General features: G+C 69.0%; 16 protein-coding genes and 2 pseudogenes. 8 read left to right on the top strand and 10 right to left on the bottom strand.

Annotated elements, in window-relative coordinates; all coding sequences use genetic code 11:
• Window positions 1-62 precede the first annotated feature (62 nt).
• Both KCH87_RS10155 and KCH87_RS10150 read right to left on the bottom strand, forming a co-directional pair.
• Window positions 63-1,247: a DUF4190 domain-containing protein gene (locus KCH87_RS10155; RefSeq protein WP_308298802.1), complete on the bottom strand. Its 1,185-nt coding sequence runs from the start codon at window positions 1,245-1,247 to the stop codon at window positions 63-65.
• 112 nt (window positions 1,248-1,359) lie between these two features.
• Window positions 1,360-2,922 (bottom strand): S8 family peptidase, encoded by a 1,563-nt coding sequence (locus KCH87_RS10150; protein WP_210585631.1) that lies wholly within the window; start codon window positions 2,920-2,922, stop codon window positions 1,360-1,362.
• A 198-nt stretch (window positions 2,923-3,120) separates the two neighbouring features.
• Between KCH87_RS10150 and KCH87_RS10145 the strand changes: the two genes are divergently transcribed.
• Together KCH87_RS10145 and KCH87_RS48950 are read left to right on the top strand one after the other, a co-directional pair.
• Window positions 3,121-3,261 (top strand): hypothetical protein, encoded by a 141-nt coding sequence (locus tag KCH87_RS10145; RefSeq protein ID WP_210585630.1) that lies wholly within the window; start codon window positions 3,121-3,123, stop codon window positions 3,259-3,261.
• A gap of 77 nt (window positions 3,262-3,338) precedes the next feature.
• Window positions 3,339-3,605, top strand: a pseudogene (locus tag KCH87_RS48950) (haloacid dehalogenase); the annotation flags it as partial.
• A gap of 76 nt (window positions 3,606-3,681) precedes the next feature.
• On the opposite strand, the gene KCH87_RS10140 reads toward KCH87_RS48950, so the two are convergent.
• Entirely contained in the window at window positions 3,682-4,512 is an 831-nt protein-coding gene (locus tag KCH87_RS10140; RefSeq protein ID WP_210585629.1) for an SDR family NAD(P)-dependent oxidoreductase, read from the bottom strand.
• 85 nt (window positions 4,513-4,597) lie between these two features.
• On the opposite strand from KCH87_RS10140, the gene KCH87_RS10135 reads away from it, so the two are divergent.
• A complete protein-coding gene (locus tag KCH87_RS10135; protein WP_374198987.1) occupies window positions 4,598-5,500 on the top strand; it encodes a LysR family transcriptional regulator in 903 nt (300 codons plus the stop codon).
• 7 nt (window positions 5,501-5,507) lie between these two features.
• Here the strand turns inward: KCH87_RS10135 and KCH87_RS10130 are convergent, their stop codons facing one another.
• The 3 genes from KCH87_RS10130 to KCH87_RS10120 are packed head-to-tail and all read right to left on the bottom strand — an operon-like array spanning window position 5,508 to window position 9,550.
• Window positions 5,508-7,688 carry a DEAD/DEAH box helicase gene (locus KCH87_RS10130; protein WP_210585627.1) on the bottom strand — a complete coding sequence of 727 codons (2,181 nt, stop codon included), beginning with the start codon at window positions 7,686-7,688 and terminating at the stop codon, window positions 5,508-5,510.
• Window positions 7,689-7,746: 58 nt separating this feature from the next.
• The gene (locus KCH87_RS10125; protein WP_247196004.1) at window positions 7,747-8,493 is read right to left on the bottom strand and encodes an ABC transporter permease; all 747 of its coding nucleotides are present in this window, start codon (window positions 8,491-8,493) and stop codon (window positions 7,747-7,749) included.
• Between the two features lie 31 nt (window positions 8,494-8,524).
• Entirely contained in the window at window positions 8,525-9,550 is a 1,026-nt protein-coding gene (locus KCH87_RS10120; protein WP_210585626.1) for an ABC transporter substrate-binding protein, read from the bottom strand.
• Between the two features lie 195 nt (window positions 9,551-9,745).
• On the opposite strand from KCH87_RS10120, the gene KCH87_RS10115 reads away from it, so the two are divergent.
• Together KCH87_RS10115 and KCH87_RS10110 are read left to right on the top strand one after the other, a co-directional pair.
• A complete protein-coding gene (locus KCH87_RS10115; protein ID WP_210585625.1) occupies window positions 9,746-10,531 on the top strand; it encodes an ABC transporter ATP-binding protein in 786 nt (261 codons plus the stop codon).
• A complete protein-coding gene (locus KCH87_RS10110; RefSeq protein ID WP_210585624.1) occupies window positions 10,528-11,490 on the top strand; it encodes an LLM class F420-dependent oxidoreductase in 963 nt (320 codons plus the stop codon). The genes KCH87_RS10115 and KCH87_RS10110 overlap by 4 nt, the downstream gene beginning before the upstream one ends.
• A 44-nt stretch (window positions 11,491-11,534) precedes the next feature.
• Here the strand turns inward: KCH87_RS10110 and KCH87_RS10105 are convergent, their stop codons facing one another.
• From KCH87_RS10105 to KCH87_RS10095, 3 genes are all read right to left on the bottom strand, one after another.
• Entirely contained in the window at window positions 11,535-11,936 is a 402-nt protein-coding gene (locus tag KCH87_RS10105; protein WP_308298801.1) for a hypothetical protein, read from the bottom strand.
• Between the two features lie 62 nt (window positions 11,937-11,998).
• Window positions 11,999-12,547 carry an ArsR family transcriptional regulator gene (locus tag KCH87_RS10100; protein WP_247196003.1) on the bottom strand — a complete coding sequence of 183 codons (549 nt, stop codon included), beginning with the start codon at window positions 12,545-12,547 and terminating at the stop codon, window positions 11,999-12,001.
• A gap of 137 nt (window positions 12,548-12,684) precedes the next feature.
• Window positions 12,685-13,902 carry a phosphatidylserine/phosphatidylglycerophosphate/cardiolipin synthase family protein gene (locus KCH87_RS10095; RefSeq protein ID WP_210585621.1) on the bottom strand — a complete coding sequence of 406 codons (1,218 nt, stop codon included), beginning with the start codon at window positions 13,900-13,902 and terminating at the stop codon, window positions 12,685-12,687.
• Window positions 13,903-14,036: 134 nt separating this feature from the next.
• Here KCH87_RS10095 and KCH87_RS50400 point away from each other — a divergent pair.
• From KCH87_RS50400 to KCH87_RS10085, 3 genes and pseudogenes are all read left to right on the top strand, one after another.
• A pseudogene (locus KCH87_RS50400) lies at window positions 14,037-14,120 on the top strand (hypothetical protein); the annotation flags it as partial.
• An 888-nt stretch (window positions 14,121-15,008) separates the two neighbouring features.
• Window positions 15,009-15,275, top strand: a complete 267-nt coding sequence (locus KCH87_RS10090) for a hypothetical protein (RefSeq protein WP_043443528.1) — start codon at window positions 15,009-15,011, stop codon at window positions 15,273-15,275.
• The gene (locus KCH87_RS10085) at window positions 15,272-15,664 is read left to right on the top strand and encodes a PIN domain-containing protein (protein WP_210585620.1); all 393 of its coding nucleotides are present in this window, start codon (window positions 15,272-15,274) and stop codon (window positions 15,662-15,664) included. Before KCH87_RS10090 ends, KCH87_RS10085 begins: the two co-directional genes overlap by 4 nt.
• Window positions 15,665-15,884: 220 nt before the next feature.
• On the opposite strand, the gene KCH87_RS10080 is transcribed toward KCH87_RS10085, so the two are convergent.
• Window positions 15,885-16,670: an AlpA family transcriptional regulator gene (locus tag KCH87_RS10080; protein WP_210585619.1), complete on the bottom strand. Its 786-nt coding sequence runs from the start codon at window positions 16,668-16,670 to the stop codon at window positions 15,885-15,887.
• Between the last annotated feature and the right edge of the window lie 373 nt (window positions 16,671-17,043).

The following is a 17,043-nucleotide window of genomic DNA, read 5'->3' as shown; positions in this document are numbered from 1 at the left end:
GATGTGATGACACGGGCGCGGTGAGGGCCTATGCAGGCACTTTCTCCCCGCTACAGCCGCGATCACACCTCGATCCCGGCGTCTCCTCCCCCGCTGCCCGAGTCGCCGTCGTCGTAGTCGTACGACGGCACCGTCGTCGCCAGCCCCAGAGCCTCGCGCGCGGTGACCGACTGCTCCGGGGCGATGAGTTCCCAGCCCGTGTCGTAGTGCTCGTAGAAGGCGTCCGCGTCGGCTGCCCCGGCGGCCAGGGCCCACTCCTTCTGTGCGGCCTCCAGGTCCTCGACGAGATCCCCGACCGGCTTCTCGGCGCCGGCGGGCCACCGGTGGTCGCGGAGCATCCCGGCCTGCTCGGTCAGCGCGTCCGCGATCCGCCCGGCCCACGCCCTGTGACCGGGCAGGTCGTCCTCGACGTACTCCGCGGCGGGCGCGGAGTCCATGGCCGCGTTGAGGACGTGCGCCGCCTTCAGGTACACGACCTGGTCGGCGTCGAGCGTCGTCTCGTCGTTGCGCAGCGAGCCGGTCAGGCTGCTCGTGCCGTCCGTGTGGCCGAACACGCAGGTGATCTCACGGTCGCCCAGCCGCCAGCTCTCCCGGGTCGGGGTCAGGTAGTAGACGTCGATGTGGTCGGGCACGGCCCAGGCGTCCATCGCGTAACTGTCCTGGAGGGCATAGCACTTGTCGTCCGCGACCTCCGTGACCTCGTCGTCCCCCGGATAGGAGCCGCCGGGCATCTCGACCGCCGCGAACACCTCGCCGTCGTGCCGGCCGGCGCAGGGCACGGACTCGACGTCGTACGTGAAGCCCTCAAGACCGTCGGGCGAGTCAAAGCATTCGCCCTTCTTCAGCGAGAGGCTCGAGTCGTCACGCGCCCCCTCCTTGAAGCCCTCCCAGAAGTCGGACGCGGCCCCGGTCGACAGCAACACCGCCCACAGCACCAGCCCGACGAACGACAACACCGACCCGGCGATCGCCATGCCCTTCCCGCGCTCGCCCCGCTTTCTGATCTGGCTCAGCCCGATGAGCCCGAGGACCAGACCTACCGCGGGCACGAAGCAGAGGATCCCGGTGACCAGCGAGGCGATGGCGAAGCCGTTGACGGCCGCGGGGCGGTTGAACGGGCTGTAGCCCTGTCCCCAGGGCTGGTACGGCATCCCGTAGTAAGGGCCTTGCTGATACTGCGGAGCCTGCGGGTACTGCCCTTGGGGCTCCTGCGGCTGGTGGGGCCCGGGGGGCGGGGGTATGGACACGGGTACCGTGCTCCTGGTTCAGGCGGCGGTGCGATGCGGGACTGATGCTGCGCGAATGGTAAACACGCCTTCCGCACACCGCACCGCCGCCTGCTGCTTCAGGGGCGGTTGATCAGAACTGGAGCGCCCAGGCGTCGATCCGCCCGGTGTCGACCGCCGCGTTGTCGCTGACCCGCAGCTTCCACGAGCCGTTCGCGACCTCGGAGGAGGCGTTCACGGAGTACGTGGTGTCGATGTTGTCCGAACTGCCGCCGGTGCCGTACGCCTTGAGCGTGTACGCGGTGCCGTCGGGGGCGATCAGCTGGACCTGGAGGTCGCCGACGTACGTGTGGACGATATGGACCTCGACGGCGAGGGCGGCCGGCGCGTTACCGGTGACCCCCGAGACGGTCAGCGGGGACTCGACCGTGGAGTTGTCGCTGATCGTGTAGTCGCCGGTGTTGTCGAAGCGCGGGCCCGGAGGGGTCGTCGTACCGCTGCCCACGTTGAGGAGGCGGTTGGGCGAGCCGGTGCCGGGGCTGGTGACGACTCCGGTCGAGGAGGCGTTCACCAGGGCCGTGGACACCTGGGCGGGCGTGGCCGTGGGGTTGTCGGCCAGGTAGAGCGCCGCCGCTCCGGCGACGTGCGGGGTCGCCATCGACGTACCGGAGATGGTGTTGGTGGCCGAGTCGCCGGTGTTCCAGGACGAGGTGATGGACGAACCGGGCGCGAACAGGTCCAGGACCGTGCCGAAGTTGGAGTAGCTCGCCTTGGCGTCGGACGAGGTGGTGGCGCCGACCGTGATGGCTTCGGCCACGCGTGCGGGGGACCTGGTGGAGGCGTTGACGGTTTCGTTGCCGGCCGCGACGGCGAAGGTGACGCCGGAGGCGATGGCGTTGCGTACGGCGGTGTCGAGGGCGGTGTCGACGCCCCCGCCGAGGGACATGTTGGCGACGGCCGGCTTGACCGCGTTCCGGGCGACCCAGTCGATGCCGGCGACGACCTGGGCGGTCGTACCGGACCCGGCGTTGTTCAGCACACGGACGCCGACGATCTTGGCCTTCTTGGCGACGCCGTACGCGTTGCCCCCGACCGTGCCGGCGACGTGGGTGCCGTGGCCGTTGCCGTCCTGGGCGACGTTGTCGTTGTCGACGGCGTCGTAGCCGTTGGCGGCGCGGCCGCCGAAGTCGCTGTGGCTGATGCGGACACCGGTGTCGATGATGTAGGCCGTCACGCCGGTCCCGGCCGAATCCGGGTAGGTGTAGCTGCTGTTGAGCGGGAGCGTCTTCTGGTCGATGCGGTCCAGGCCCCAGGAGGGCGGGTTGGGCTGGGTCGCCTCGATGTGGAAGGTGCGGTTCTGGACGACGGAGGCGACGGCCGGGTCGGCGGCGAGACGTTTCGCCTCGGTCTCGGAGGCCTCGATCGCGTAGCCGTTCAGGGCCTTGGTATAGGTGCGCTCGATGTCGGCGCCGTACTCCTGGGCGAGAGCCTTGCCCTGGGCGGAGCCTGCCTTGGTGTCCGCCTTCAGCGTCACGATGAAGCTGTCGGCGACGGCGTTCGCGGCGCCTTCGTACTGGATACGGCCTTCGGGAGCGGCCGTGGCGGGGAGGGCGGAGACGAGGCCGGCGGCGAGTGCCGCGGTGGCTGCCACGCTGATCGCGGCAAGTCTTCGCCGGGTCTGACGCATCACTGCCATCTGAGGGATCCTCCTCAATCGGTGGTGCGTTGGTGGGGGGTGGTGCGGGTGTGCACGACGCCGGGGCGGCGACTCCCTGCGGGCATGATCATGTCAATTCCCTGTGCCGCACCTGTGCGTCAGCCGAAAGATTGAGGCTTCCACAGGAATTGCACAAGCCCCCGTGCACGGACGTAACAGACGTGCCATGCACGAAGCGTGACTTTCCTCGCCACCCGCGTCCCGCCCACCGGCACCGGCTACGCAGCCTCCGGCGAGAAAACCGGCTGGCCCCTGTACACCCCGTGCTACCACGGCACCTTCGTCTCCCGGCCTCTGGTCGCGCCCACGCGGCGGTAGCCGCATGTCGATGACAGCCCCGCGCCCCTCCAGGGCGCTGCCGAACCGCAGCCGACCTCACTCGACCTGCGTAGCGCCCCGACGGCCCGGCCATGACGGACTCCGTGCACGCGATCGGCGCCGCCACGATCGGTGAGCCGGGCTGTGCGGCGTACACCTTCCTGCGGCGGGCCTACCAGCCCTTCGCCCGCGGCCCGTTCGCGCTCTTCTCTGAGTCCCGCGGCGAGAAGGCCGGCGCCTCCGACCCCCTCGCCGGCTCCCCCGCGCAGGACTTCCTCACCGGCAAGGGCGGCTTCCTACAGATCTTCACGCACGGCATGACGGGCCTGCGGCTCCGCGAGGACCCGGGTGCGGTTCGTGCGGGTTGCGGTGCGGGGCGCCGTCGGGCTCGGGGTGCGCTCCTGAGGGTCTGCTGGTCCGTCAGTCGTCGAACGCCGTCGCCCGGGTCTGCTTCTCCCAGGCCGCGATGTCGCCGCGGACCTGGTCGAGATGGCCGAGGACCGCGCTGACGCCGTCGTCGCCGAGGGGCAGCCGCAGCGGGGTGTCGTCGGCGTCCAGGGCGGCCCGGATGAGGGCCGCCGCCTTCGCCGGGTCGCCGGCCTGGGTGCCGTCGCCGCCGGAGACGAAGCCGCGGGTCTCGTCCACCTTGGAGTAGACACCGGTGTTCGAGCTGACCCCGGCCCGGCTCGGGTCGAACAGCGCGGTGCGGAAGGAGCCCGGCTCGACGATCAGCACCTTGATGCCGTACTCCGCGACCTCGTCCGCGAGCCCCTCGGACAGCCCTTCCAGCGCGAACTTCGTGCCGCTGTACGCCGAGAAGCCCGCGAAGGACATCTGCCCGCCCATGCTGCTCAGCTGCACGATCGCCCCGGAACGCCGCTCGCGCATGCCCGGCAGCACCGCACGCGTCAGAGCGGCGGGCCCGAAGACATGCACCTCGAACAGGGCACGCAGCTCGTCCTCGGTGGTCTCCTCGAAGGCACCGACATGCGTCCGGCCCGCGCTGTTCACCAGGACGTCGATCCGGCCGTGCCGCGCCAGCACGTCCTGTACGGCGGCTTCGGCGGCCCCCGTGTCGGCGACATCGAGCCGCAGCGCCTCCACCTGATCGGGATGCGCGGCGACCAGGTCGTCCAGCCCCTCCGGCCGCCGGGCCGCGCCCACCACCACGTCCCCCGCGGCCACCGCCGCCTCGGCGAGCGCCCGCCCGAAACCGCTGGTAGCGCCGGTCACAAGCCAAACCCTGTTCATGACCACTCCTGAATTCGTTGTCGTGACTCCAGCCTGTGCGCTCCCCCGGTGGCGCGTCCAAGACCCTTCGTGATAACCGATGGTTATGGCGACTTCCGATGTCCATGGACGCGATCTGCGCTACTTCGTGACGGTGGCCGAGGAACTGCACTTCACCCGCGCCGCCGAGCGGCTGTACGTCTCCCAGCCCGCGCTCAGCAAGCAGATCCGGGCGCTGGAACGGCAGTTGGGGGTGGAGCTGTTCGCCCGGGACCGGCAGGGCGTGACGCTGACCGAGGCGGGCGAGGCGCTGCTGGCGCCCGCCCGGCGGGTGCTCGCCGCCTGGGAGGAGGCCGCGGCGGCGGTCGAGGAGGCCAGGGCGGCCCAGCGCAGCACGCTGACCGTCGGGATGAGCACCAGCCCGGGCCGCGGCGGCCTGCTGCCCGCGATCCGCTCCCGCTTCACGGCCGCCCACCCGGAGACGGCCCTGAGGGTGCGGCAGGTCAGCTGGGAGGACCCGACGGCGGGCCTCGCGGACGGCTCCGTGGACGTGGCCTTCGTCTGGCTCCCGCTGCCCGGCCAGGACCGCTACGCCTGGACGGTGCTCGCCGAGGAACCCCGTCTGGTCGCCCTCCCCGACACCCACCCGCTCGCCGCCCGCACCGACCTCGCCTTCACCGACCTCCTCGACGAGCCCTTCCTCGCCCTCCCGCGCAGCGCCGGCGTCCTCCGCGACCACTGGCTCGCCCTCGACGCCCGCACCGGCCGCCCGCCCCGCATCGGCGCGGAGATCGCCGGTACGGAGGAGACGTACGAGGCCCTGGTCGCGGGCCTCGGCATCTGCCTGGTCGCGGAGGGCAACGCCCCGCTGATCACCCTGGGCGGCGTGACGACCCGGCCGGTGCGGGGCCTGTCCCCCAGCCGCTACGCGCTGGCCTGGCGCCGGGAGGACGCGGAGCGGCCGCTGGTGCGGGGGTATGCGCGGGCCTGCCGGGAGGTGGCGGGGTGACGGCCGCTCACGAGGACTCGGCGGGCTCCTCGTGACCGCCGGTTCCCAGTCGCGCCTGCTCCTCCTCCACGATGCGGCGGGCCAGCGCGACATCCGAGACGTCGACAGCGTCGGGCGTCGACTCGGCGACCGCGCTGCGGCGTGCGTAGGCGTCGAAGAGACGTGACTTGTTCTCCAGCATCCGCACCATGCGCTCGTCCACCCCACCGGCGGCGAGCAGCCGGTGCACGCGCACCGGACGGACCTGGCCCATACGGTGCGTTCGGGCCACCGCCTGATGCTCGATGGTCGGCTTGATCTGCGGTTCGCACAGGACCACGACGGAGGCGGCCTGCATGTTGAGTCCCACCCCGCCGGCCTCGATCTGCGCCAGCAGCACCCCATGGCCGGGTGCGGCGGCGAACTCGTCGACGAGCTGCTGGCGGCGTACGGGCGGCACACTTCCCGAGAGCGGGCCGAACACCGATCCGTCCGCCATGCTGTCGTCGAGGGCGTCCTTCACCACCCCGAGAACATCCCGGAACTGGGAGAACACCACCATCTTGAGTCCGTTCTCGGCGGCCTCCGCGACGATCTCGCGCAGCCGGTTCAGCTTCGCCGAGTTGTCCGGGCGCGCGTACGCCGCCCTGCGCATCGCCATGAAGTTGCCGGCCCGTACGGCCTCGCGGTAGGCGTCCTCGTCCGACGGGCTGAGCTCCTCCCACTCGTCCGTGTGCTGAAGCGCGGGCAGTTCGGTCAGGACATCCTGCTGGTTCCGGCGCAGATAGGCCGGGGCGACCGCCTTCCGGAACGCCTTGGAGCCGGCCACGCCGTCACGGTCGCCGACGGCGTCCGCAAGACCGGGCTGGAGCACGGCCACCAGGTTGCGGAACTCCGAGACGCGGTTCTCCATCGGCGTACCGGTCAGGAAGACGACGCGGTCGCAGTGGACCGCCCATTCGGTCACCGTCATGGAGCGGCGGGCCTGCGGATTCTTGACGTAGTGGGCCTCGTCGACGACGAGCATGCCCAACTCCCCGCCTCCGGGCACCGGGAAGCCGCGCAGCGCGTCGAAGGTGGTGACGCCGACGCCGCCCCGGCCCTTCCAGTCGGCGAACGCCTCGTGCCGGTCGGGCCCGTGCAGCGGCATCGCACGCAGGGTGCTGCGCTTGTCGATCTCGCGGGTCCAGTTGATGAGCACGCTGGCCGGACACACCACCATGAAGTGGCTCTGCCCTTCGGCCGCCAGGTGAGCCAGCGCGGCAATGGCCTGGATGGTCTTGCCGAGACCCATCTCGTCGCCGAGGATCACCCGGCGCTGCGCGAGGGTGAAGCGGGCGCCGAACGCCTGGTAGCCGCGCAGGGAGACCCTGCGGTGGGTGTCGTCGAGCGTCTGGGCCCTGACCCGCTCGGCCACGTCGTCGGGCAGAAAGCCCTCGGCCGCGGCGGGGTCGGGCCGGCGGCCGGAGATCTCGGCCAGCAGGCTGTAGTACTCGGCGGAGCGGAGCTCGAAGTCGACCAGGGCCGCGATCTCGGACGCGGGACCGCGCAGCAGGTCCACCGAGGCCTGGGCGAGGAGTTCCGGCACCCCGTTCTGCTCGGCCTCCGCGGTCAGCCTGCGGATCTCCGCGACGGCCGTCAGCGCGCGCTCCCGTCGGGACTTTCCCGCGACGAGCATGCGCAGCCGCCCGGAGGCGGGCCTGGCCTCGGTGACGAGTGGCCCGAGCCGTTCCACCAGGGCCGCCGCCGCGTCCACGGCCCGCCGCGCGTCCGGGCCCGCCTCGACCAGCACGTGCAGGGCTGCCACGAGTGCCGTGGTCCGCGGTTCCGGCCGGTCGACGTCGATGTGGACGGCGACGGTGTCCCGGACGGCCTCGGCGATCTGCCGGGCCGCGGCAACGGTCTGGGCCGCGGTCTGCTGTCCGACCCCCGGTATCTGGCGCAGCCGGTACGGCCCCGCGTCAAGAACCTCCCGGACCGTCCGGAAGCCGCCCTTCTCGACCTCGCCGAGCCGCAGTCTTCCCTCGGTGACATCCCTCAGCCGCGCCACTGGGATGGCGTCCAGCTCGCGCTGCGCCAGGTCCTCGCAGATCGGCTCCAGCGCCGCCCGTACGGCGTCGACGGCGCGCGCATGATCGGCGACCACCGCTCGCGCTGCCTCGCACAGCCGCCCGCCCCGGACAACCGCCTCCCGTTCAGCCCGCCCCATCCGACCCGGCCCCTCTCCTCCCAGTCCCCGCATCCTGCCATCAGCGGGCCTGCCGGAGTCAGCCGCGCGAGGTGGTTTCCCTGACCCAGGGAAGCGCGAACCGCTCCAGCAACACCAGAGCGAAGTAGAGCAGGATGCTCATCAGCCCGATCAGGATGATCGCCGCCCAGGCGGTGGCGGTGTCGCCGACCCCACCGGCCTGCACGATCAGATAGCCGAGGCCGGACTCACCGGCCTGGAACTCACCGATGACCGCGCCGATCGCGGCGAGCGGCATGGCCACCTTCAGCCCGACGAAGATCTGCGGCAGCGCGGCGGGCAGCCGTACCTTCCGGAACGCCTGCCAGCGCGAGGCGTCCAGCGAGCGCGCCAACTCGGCCAGGTCCGCCGGGGTCGACGTGAGGCCGGTCGCGGTGGACAGCACGATCGGGAAGAAGCAGAGCAGGAAGACCATGGTCAGGACCGGCTTCTGTCCCCAGCCGAGCGCCCCCACCAGCAGCGGCCCGAGCGCGATCTTCGGAACCGCGTTGACGGCGACCAGCAGCGGCGTGAACATGCGCTCCAGTACCCGTGAGCCGGCCAGGGACAGTCCGATCAGAACTCCGCAGGCGCTGGAGAGGACGAACCCGACAACCGTCTCCACCGTGGTGTCGCCGGTGTGCTCCAGGAACCGGGCGGGGGCCGCGGTGAACGCCGAGAGCACGGCACCGGGCGGCGGCAGGATCGCCGGGTGGATCACCTCCAGCACCGACGTGAGCAGCCACCACAGGCCGAGCGCGACCAGCAGCCCGGCCAAGGGAAGCAATACGGCTTCGATGCCCGTCCTGCCGGTGCGATCAGGCTTTCGGTACGAGGTCGAAGTCGATGATCTGCTCAGGGGTCATTCCTTCCGGCAGCGCTCCCGCGTCCTGGAGGAGCGCGATGCTCTTCGCGACCCGTGCGGAGTCCAGCGTCCCGATCGCCGTGCCGGAACCCGCCGGCCTGACGTATGCGGCCATCAACTCCAACTCTGCTGCCGCGGCGGCCGGATTCGTGGCGTCCACGTTCCGCTTGAGGATCTCGGCGGCCTCCTTGGAGTTGGCCAGGCTGTACTCCAGGCCCTTGAGCAGCGCGGTCGAGAACCGCTGCACCATCTCCGGATCCTGCTCGGCGATCTTCGTCGACGTGATGAGCACGTTTCCGTAGAGATCGGGGATCACGTCGCTGTACGGGAGCAGGACGGCCTTCTTCTTGGTCACCGCCTCGATGGTCGGCTTGCCCACCACGAACTGTCCGATGCCGTCCACCGAGCCGCTGGCGAGCGTGCCCATCAGGGTCTGTGCATCGCCGTTGACCCAGGTCACCTTGGACGAGTCGACTCCGGCCAGCCGGGCGTACGTGGGGAAGAGGTTGCGCACGACAGAGCCGGGTGTGTCGGCGAGCCGTTTGCCTTCGAGGTCCTTCGGTTCGGCGATGCCGTTGCCCTCGGTGGTGGCGATCGCGGCCATGGTGCGCTGCTGGATGGCGGCCACCGCGACAAAGTCCTTCGCCTGGCCGCTGCTCATCTGGAGCAGACCGCCCGTCAGGTCGATCGGGCCGAACTGCGCCTGACCACTCACGATGGCCGGAATCACACCGCCGGTGCCCTGGCCCGGCCTGATCTCCACGTCGAAGCCTGCCTCTTCGAAGTACCCCTTGTCCTTCGCGACCCAGGCGTACGCGTCCCGGCCGAAGTTGCCGAACGAGGTCAGATAGGTCACCTTCTTCAGCGCCTTGGCATCCTTACCGGCATCGTTGTCGGAGTCCGACCCGCCACACCCCGACACCAGTGCCAGCGCCGTGGCCAGGGCCACCGCAGCAGCCGTACGCGCGAACCCGTTCATGCGCACAGTGAGGTCCTTTCCGACCGCCGGAGGGCATGACACTTCGTGCGGGCAACAGCGTACGAGAGCACGGCAGTTGGCACGAGAGCCCCGACAGCCCGACAGGTACCGCTGAACACCTGCCCCAGGTAGCCTGACCGGGCGTCACGAACCGGTCGGCAATGTGCGATCGCCAGTGGATGGGGAGACCGCCGGATGATCAGACTCACCGGTGTGTCCCGGAGCTTCAGCAGCCGGTCCGGTTCGACGGTGGCACTCCAGGGCATCGACCTGCACATCGCCGAGGGCGAGTTCGTGGCCGTGGTGGGCCGGTCCGGGTGCGGCAAGTCCACACTGCTCCGGCTGCTCGCCGGGCTGCTGCCGGTCACCGAAGGCGAGATCACCATCGGCGGCGAGCGGGTCTCCGGAGCCCGGCGGGATGTCGCCATGCTGTTCCAGCGGCCGGCCCTGCTGCCCTGGCGGTCCGTCCTCGACAACGTCCTGCTGCCCGTGGAGATCTTCGGCTGGCGCAAGGCCGAGTACCGCGACCGGGCGCACCGGCTGCTGGAGACGGCCGGGCTGGGCGGCTTCGAGAAGCACCGGCCGCACGAGCTCTCCGGCGGGATGCAGCAACGGGTCTCGCTGTGCCGGTCGTTGATGGGCGAGCCGCGGGTACTGCTCATGGACGAGCCGTTCTCCGCACTCGACGCGCTGACCCGCGCGGAACTCGCGGTGGAGCTGCAACGCGTCCACATCGAGAACTCCGCCACCGTCGTCTTTGTCACCCACTCGATAGACGAGGCCGTGCTGCTCGCCGACCGGGTGGTGGTGCTCACCCCGCGCCCGGGCCGGATCCGCAAGGTCGTCGACATCGGCATCCCCCGGCCGAGGACGCTGGGCCGTACCGCGTATCTCGACGAAGCGGCCCGGTGCAGCGCCGATCTGCACGAGCTGCTGATGGAGCAGGACCTGCCGACGTCGGCCGAGACGGAGGGGCGATGACCCTGCGGATCTGCGTCTTCACCGAGCCGCACCGCGGCGCCGACTACGACGACCAGCTGCGCTTCGTACAACGCGTCGAGGCCTGCGGGTTCGAGGGCTTCTTCCGGGCCGACCACTACCAGGCGATGGGCGCCGATCCCGGGCTGCCCGGCCCCACCGACGCATGGCTCACGCTGGGCGCGCTCGCCCGGGAGACCTCCCGCATCCGGCTGGGCACCCTGGTCACGCCGGCCACCTTCCGGCTGCCCGGCCCGCTGGCCCTGATGGTGGCGCAGGCCGACCGGATGAGCGGCGGGCGGATCGAACTCGGCCTCGGCGCCGGGTGGTACGAACGGGAGCACATCTCGTACGGCATCCCGTACCCGGCCGCCCCGGAGCGCTTCGACCGGCTGGAGGAACAGCTGGCCGTGATCACCGGACTGTGGCGGACACCGGTCGGCGAGAGCTTCAGCCACCGCGGGAATCACTACCAACTGGTCGACGCGCCCGCGCTGCCGAAGCCCGTGCAGGTGCCGGCTCCGCCGATCATCGTCGGGGGCCGCGGCCCCAAGCGCACGCCGGAGCTGGCCGCCCGGTACGCCGACGAGTTCAACATGCCCTTCAAGTCGGTGGCCGAGACGGCACGGGCGTACCGGCGGGTGGCGGAGGCCTGCGACCGGACCGGCCGGGCCGGCGCCGGTCGGCCACCGCTGGTGCTCTCGGCCGGTGTCGTGGTCGCGATCGGCCGTACCGACGCCGAGGCGCAGCGGCGGGCCGCCCCGCTGCACGTCAAGAGCGCGCTGCCACCGGAGGATCCGCTGATCGGATCTCCGGCCCAACTCGTGGAGCGGCTCGGCGAATTCGCCGCGATCGGCGCAAGCCGGATCCATCTGCGACTGATCGACTTCACCGACCTCGACCACCTGGAACTCATCGCCGGCGAGGTGCTCCCGCAACTGGGCCACGTGCCCCCTGGGTGAGGCAGTCGGCGTCGGCGGGGCCTCTGGGGCAGCCGGTCAGAGTCTCAGTAGCGCGGCATGGCCGGGATCGCCTTCTCCGCGAGGTCGATGAGCGCCTCCACCTTCGTCACGTCGGCCGAAACCTCCGCCGGCGTCACGGTGGGGGCCTCCGACGACCGGTACTCGACTTCGTTGCGCCGGGCTCGCATGCGATTGAAGGGACGCAGTACGGACCCGAGCGGCGGGTCCAGCTGCGCTCGCACGGCCTCATAGATGACGGTGTGGCCACCACGGCTGGTCGCGCGCAGTCCCTGGTTCTGGAGTACCGCGGCCAGCGCTCTGCGCGCTGCGTCATAGGCAAGGGTGTACGCACCCTCCGCGTCCGTGGCCGCCAACTGCCGCGCGGAGCCCACATGCGTGCGCGCCCGGACCAGTTCCGCTTCGGCGGCCTGCCGAGAAGCGGGCACGCGTTCAAGCCGACCGCCGGCGATGAGCGCGTCAATCGTCGACCGCCCTTGATTCCAGGACGTCATTGCGCCTCCAAGCCAAGGTTCAACCGGACCAGCGGACGTTCGCGAACGCTGGTGAGGAACGGATCGTCCGGCGGAGCCTCCCACGCCTCCGCGGAGACCCGGTGAACGTTGACCTCACGACGCAGACGCCGGGACGCCTCCTCGGCAAGATCGAAGAGCGCGTCGGCATCGGGGTCACCCACAACGAGGACATCCACATCGGCAGGCGGCGACCCCGGCTCACCGTTGTACCGAGCGGCCCAAGAGCCGTAGATATAGGCGCGCTCCACACCTTCGAGTCCCGCCAACGCATCGGTGAGCACTGGCACAGGGCCGAAGGAGACAGACATGAGCTCGCTCAGGGGACGGTACAGCGGAGTATCCGTGCGAGCCCTGACGAGGCGACTGCGCCCCACTCGCCGATCGGTCAGGATGCCACCGTCGGCCAACCGGTCCACCTCCCGCAGGACAGCGGTAGGCGTCACTCCGACGTCGGCGGCCAGCTCGGAGATGCTGTATTCGCGCTCCGGATGCAGGAGCACGAGCGCCAGGAGCTCGCCTTGCATACGGGACCGGAGGATCGGGAGCAGACTCGGCGAAACTTTCATTGGACGCAGAATATCAAGCGCCCAATGAAAGTAACAGTCTGTGTTCACTCCGAGTGTGCTGGGCAACCACGATCATCAACTCGGTGGCGCCGGGATCACAGGAAGCGGCGTATGGGCAGGACAGCGGTCTCTCGGGCCCGTTGCAGTACGGAGCGCCGTTTCCAGCGCCCCTGCCGGATCAAGACGCTGTCTGCGATGTCCTCGTCGAAGTGGGTGTCGAGCGTGGCCGTGACGTCCTGGTCCAGTACGGCCAGCATGATTTCCTCGTCGTGGTCGAGGGAGCGGCGGTTGAAGTTGGTCGACCCGACCAGGGCGGCGACGCGGTCGACTGTGATGACCTTGGCGTGCATCATCGTCGGCCGGTACTCGTGGATCTTTATGCCGCAGGCGGTGAGGTCTTCGTAGTGGTGCCGGCCGGACAGCAGGCTGACCCGCTTGTCGGTGTGGGGTCCGGGCAGCAGGATCTCCAACTCGACGCCCCGCCGGGCGGCGGCGCACAGCAGTTCGATGAAGTAGGCGTCGGGTGAGAAGTAGGCGGTGGCCAGCCGGAAGCGTTCCTCGGCCGACTCCAGCAACACCCGGATCAGAGTCTGCATGTCCTGCCAGCCGACGCTGGCCGAGCCCCGGACCACCTGCACCACCGCGTCACCCTGGGGGCGGTGGCTCATGAACCGGTCGCGGTCGTCGAAGAGTTCGTCGTGGCATTCGGCCCAGTTCTGGGCGAACGCGGCGGCGATGCCGTCCACGGCCGGTCCCCGGACCTGGACATGGGTGTCGCGCCATTCGTGCTGGTCGCGGGCGTCACCGGACCATTCCTCGGCGATGCCCACGCCGCCGGTGAAGGCTGTCTCCTCGTCCACGACGAGGACCTTGCGGTGGCAGCGGTGATTCTGTTTGAAGGGGGAGAGGGCCAACGGCTTGCGAAACCAGACCACTTGCACTCCGGCCTGCTCCATCTCGCCCAGCAGGCTCTTCTCGATCAGCCGGCTGCCGAACCCGTCCAGCAACAGCCGCACCCGTACCCCCGCCCGGGCCCGTCCGGCCAGCGTGTGCGCGAACTGCCGGGCTATGTCTCCTTTCCAGTACACGAAGGTCATCATGTCGACGGTGTGCTCGGCCGCACCGATGCTCGTCAGCATCGCCGGGAAGATCTGATCCCCGTTGCGCAGGACGGTGAGCGCGTTGCCCTCGGTCGCCGCGATGCCGATCAGCCGCTCCAGGCGTCGCCGTATCCGGGCGGCACCATCCTGTAACGCGGGTTCCGACGTTGCGTCGGAAGACGTCGGTTCCTGCTGGTCATGGGTAGGGATCATCGCGCCACCTGGCCGGCACCCACAGGGAGACGACGGGAGCCGCGCTGTCCGGTCCGGCACGGGGCGCGGCAAGCAGACTCTACTCCCGCCCCGGCCCTCCGAGCGGGGAGCGGCCGTGACAACCTCCAGCGGGTCCATGGTTGCTGGTCGCCGTCGCCGTCGGGCTGATCCTTTTCGGCACCTTCCCCTTCGCGCCGGCGCGTTGGCGCCGCCTGTGAGGCCGCGCAGAAGCGGCGATGCAGATCAGCTTGTACGCCGCTTTTCATCGTGTTCGCGCGGAACAACGCCCCGGCCGCACGGCACGCGCGCCCGGGGTGTCCAGATCATCGATGTGGCGTAAGTCAACCGCTAGACATTGAAGTGGAACCTTCAATGCAGAGCTTCCACCTGCGGAAACGTTCCTTCGGGTGAACGTATCCAGCACCCGTCCAGCACCGTCGGGACTGATCCAGCTCATCCAGCACGTCAAGCCGCGGAGACAGCTCCTCGAAGTCGCGCCGCACCAGCCCGGCCAGCATCTTCCGCCCCAGGCGCGGGACAAGATGGTTATGGATGGATCCTTCGTAGTTGCGGCGCGTCGACTCACCGATGACCCGCCGCTCCAGCCAGTCCCGAGCCCAGACCCGCAACGGCACAAGCCCACGCGCAGGAACGAAGTGAATGCCGGCCTTCCGTTCTCGACCTTGTCGGCGAAAGTGTCCGCACCATCCGAGCCCACCCGACGGGGAATCGACCTCTCCCGCTGCCGCCCGCGCCTACCGCCCGGTTCCCGGTACCGCACCATCCACCCATGCCGACACCTCGGACGGTCACAGGGAAAGTTCCGGTCTCGGACATCCCTCTTGCACCTCTGAAAACGCTCGCCACCCAAGCCCCGATCCTTCGCGTGGCCCGTGCTCGAAACCGTGCACCGCCACCTCACGGCCGAGCAAGACATTCATCACCAATCCGCCCTTTCCGTCGAATGTGGACCCAGTCTCACTCGTAGCCCCGCGGGCCATCGAGTCGGCGAGGCCTTCCTCGCTGGATGCGCCCACGCCCTCCACGCCCGTCGGCACGCGATCCGTGCATCAGCATCGAAGGCCATACCGCGCTATGGTTGATGTATGGCTACCAAGAAGGTGACTATCACTCTCGACGAAACCCTGGTCGAAGCCCTGGCCGGAGCCGCCGAGGAAGAAGGCATCCCACTCTCCCGCCTCGTCGCCGGAGCAGCCGAACGCGAGCTGCGCCTGCGGGCAGGCCGCGCCGTCATCCAGGAGTGGCAGGCCGAACACGGCGCCTTCACCCCGGAAGAGCTCGCCGCCGCCCGCGCAGACCTGGCCGCCGCCGACGCCGAGTACCTCAGCAGCTCGGGAGCCTCGGCCGCGTGAACATCCCCTACGTGTACGACGCCGGGGTGCTCATCGCCATCGACAACGACGACCGGCGCATGTGGGCCCGCCACAGCCTGGCCCTCGAAGACGGCCGCGACATCCACATCCCGTCCGTCGTCGTCAGCCAGGCATGGCGGGACTCCCGCCGCCAGGTCAGGCTCGGCAAGTTCCTCGCCGGGTGCCGCGTCGTACCCGTCGGCCTCGAAACCGCCAAAACCGCAGGCATCCTCTGCGGCAAGGCCGGCACCTCCGACATCGTCGACGCCACCGTCGTGACCATGGCAGCCAGCCTCGGCGCCATCATCTGGACCTCGGACCCGGACGACATCCGCGCCCTCATCGACGCCCAGGACATCAAACCCGCCCCCGTCATCCGCACCGTCTGACCACAGATGATCTCCGACGACCAGCCTCTCGGGCCCAGATATCGCGGGGATGGAGATAGGCACGGCTACCTGATCGCGTAGGAGTGGACGGGCAGGGTCAGGACCTCCCGGCAGCGGGCCCACGTGCTGGACGACAGGCATAATTCCCGAGGGTTCCCGTAGAAGTCCATCGGATCTTGACGGAGTGATGGCCCAGCCAGCGCGTGACATGAAGGTGAGGTCAGTTTCCTCCGACGTGAGCCGCCCCGTTTTCCACGTCATCAAGGTGAACGATAATATCTGCAATGGACAGTGAGTTCATCAAGGCCTTCGTAGGCACCTGGATACTGCTCCCCATGCGTGTAGTCAGGCAGGGAAAAGATCCCGCTCTCACCATTTGGTAAGCAGTGGATTTGGCGATTCCCAACGCTTCGGCAGCAGCCGGAAGGGCAACGAATTTGGGGTAGAAATCGGAGATGTAGTAATAGTAATTGCAGCCCGTAACCCACGTACGGGCCAGCATCGTTTCTGTCGCAAGCGTGCCTCTCAGGCCCGGGCGACGGCCCGCCCGAAGGTCCTCATGATAGCGGTTAACTACTTCAATTAGGCCGTACATCTGCCATAGCGCCCCAGTGCGCTCGCCCCTAATTTGCTCGACGACAGCGGGATCCCTCGGGTCGGTGTCGTGAATAATCGAAGATGCCTTCAGCGCAGAATCCATAGCGGCTTCTTCGAATATCAACAGGCCTTCTACGTCACTGGTCGAACTTTCGTTTTCATGGATATTCGCACGCCGGTAGGCGGCCTTGATAGCCGCCTTGACCATCAATGCTGGGACCTCCCGAGGGGGAACACCTTTCACTGTCTCTTCCCAAACACCTAGGGCGGCTTCGAACATGTCCGATCGAACGTCCCCTAAATCACAATAGAATTCTCGGGAGATCGACCAAGAGCGTGTGCGAAGGAAAGGGATGAGGCAGTCCACAACGATCATCCGCCACTTGTTTTCGCCGCGCATGTCGGACATACGCCCCATGGCGACCGTTGATTCCCATAGCTGAGACGGTTTCCGCGCCGCTCGTGCGGCTACAGCCCGGGAGCGGAACTTCGCATAGTCCGGGTGCCGCTTGATCTGACATTCTCGCGCGTCGTCCACGTGGACACAGACCGGCCCTTCACCGCAGGCATCACGGACATACGCTGCTACGCAGTCGAAGACGTCAAGCACCATCTGTCCTCCGAAGTTCAATCTCTGAGGTTCAGCAGGGTATGACGTGCCGAGCAGTCGTTCGACCTGAGAACAAATGAATGCTAGATCTGCTCACCATTGCCGCTTGCGAGTGATGATTACAGCAGGAGCTGACGAAATTCCTTTCGAATTGGATAGAGCTTCATGGCTC

Source organism: Streptomyces sp. GESEQ-35 (assembly GCF_017948485.1).
Classification (GTDB): domain Bacteria; phylum Actinomycetota; class Actinomycetes; order Streptomycetales; family Streptomycetaceae; genus Streptomyces.
This window is presented reverse-complemented; position numbering and strand designations above follow the sequence as displayed.